Below are 1,718 nucleotides of genomic sequence, written 5' to 3'. Positions count from 1 at the left end.
CCTAGAAGACCGATGAAGATCTTGGTGGGGGGCTGTCTGGCCGGAGGCCGGATGGTCCCTCTTCGTTATGTGGTGACTGGGGCGAGGTGCCACGTGCCACGAGTGTGGGTGAGTCCGAGGTTGATCAGTCGGCGGAGGTTGAGGGCGGCGGCTCGGGTGTGGAGCCAGGTGTCGTTCTTGAGGGTGCCGCGGTAGCGCAGACGCCGGTTGCCGTGGTGGACGAGCCAGGCGACGGCGCGTTCGACCGGTGGCCGCCAGCGGCGGTAGTCGGCCTGCCAGCCGGGGTCGGTGGCGGCCTGGTGGCGGGCGGCTGTCTGGAGGTCGTGGTGGGGTCGGATGGTCAGGATGCGTCCGGCCTTGGCTTTGGTGCACCGCTCGCGCAGGTGGCATCCGGTGCATAAGTTGCCGAAGGAGGCTTTGCGTTGGTGGTGCTGCCCGCCGGGGACAGACAGAGCCACGGTGTGTCCGGCTGGGCAGGTCACGATGGCGGCGGTGGTGTCGATGGCGAAGTCGTCGAGGGTGAAGCCGCCGGGGACGGCGGGCCGCAGCGGTGCGGGCTTGAGGAACAGCCGGTGTCCGGCCTGGTGCAGGGCTTGGCGGGCGTCGCCGGTGGAGTAGGCGGTGTCACCGAAGGCGTCCACCGCGGTGTCCTCGTCGGCGAGCAGATCCAGACCCACGGCGGCCTCATGGTGCTCGGGCCCGGCGCCGGGCCGCAGGGCGACAGCGGTGTATAAGCCGGTCTCGGGCTCAATGGCCAGGTGGGCCTTGAAGCCGTCCTGCTGGTGGCTGCGGGTCTTGTGGACGTGCCGGGCTTCCGGATCGACGGTGGAGACCATCCGGTCCGGGGCGGTGCCCCGGGTGATGCGCCAGCGTCCGTCGCGGCCGTCGGAGTCCTCGGCGGGCTCGACGTCTTGTCCTGCGACCAGGGCCAGGATGCCGACCGCGTTCGCGGCCTTCTCCCCGAGTTGCTGGTCGGGCAGGTGGCCCAGCAGCCGCAGGGCATCTGTGACCAGCGCGTCGACCAGCTCGGCGCGGGCCTGCTCGTCGTTCCAGGCGATGCGGGGCTTGCCCGGGTCGGTGTAGTCGTGCGCGCTGCACTGGGCAGCGGCGATTGCCCCGGCGCCGGGGACCTCGTGGATCACCGCCCGGACGGCGGCGATGATCTGGGTGACGGTGTCCTGGGTTGCGACCGCGTCGTCCAGCACGCTGGAGTCCAGCGCCCGGCGGTGCTTGCCCTTGAGGACACCGGTTGCCTTCACCACCTCCCGCACCGCATCGAAAATGCGGTGCGGACGGGCAGAACGGGCCAGCCTGCGGCGGAAGTAGGCCAGCAGCGACGGATCGAACGCCATGTCATGAAGGCCCAGACCGCATGCGGCCTTCCAGCGCAGGTCGCACCGCAGTTCCTGGACCGTCTCGAAGTCCGACAGCCCGTGCAGGGCCTGCAAGGTGATCGCGGCGGCCAGGATCTGCGGCGGCATGCTCGGCCGCCCGTTCGCCGACGGATACATGTCCACGAACATCGCCGCCGGGAACAGTTCACCGCGATGCTCGGCCAGGAACGCGAACACGCTGCCGGCCGGAATCAACTCCCGGCATGTCTCCCACACGTCCGGCCCGACGGTCTCGCCCACCCATTCGCCCATCGCCACAAGACGAGTCTGGCCCTGCCGCTCATGCGGCAGGGCCAGAACCCAAGATCTTCATCGACCTTCTAG

At 69.8% G+C, this 1,718-nt stretch carries 1 protein-coding gene; it reads right to left on the bottom strand.

What is annotated here, in order from left to right; translation table 11 throughout:
• Positions 1 to 65 precede the first annotated feature (65 nt).
• Positions 66 to 1,646, bottom strand: a complete 1,581-nt coding sequence (locus tag ACIBAF_RS49245; RefSeq protein WP_399473409.1) for an IS1182 family transposase — start codon at positions 1,644 to 1,646, stop codon at positions 66 to 68.
• Positions 1,647 to 1,718: the final 72 nt, after the last annotated feature.

Origin of the sequence: Streptomyces sp. NPDC051677 (genome assembly GCF_044453465.1) — a bacterium.
In the GTDB taxonomy this organism is placed as follows: domain Bacteria; phylum Actinomycetota; class Actinomycetes; order Streptomycetales; family Streptomycetaceae; genus Streptomyces.
Note: the sequence above shows the minus strand (reverse complement) of the source record. Positions and strands in the feature narration are given on the sequence as shown.

Excerpts from the sequence above, each read along its gene's own strand:
- ACIBAF_RS49245 (WP_399473409.1), bottom strand. The coding sequence starts at position 1,646 with ATGGGCGAATGGGTGGGCGAGACCGTCGGGCCGGACGTGTGGGAGACA.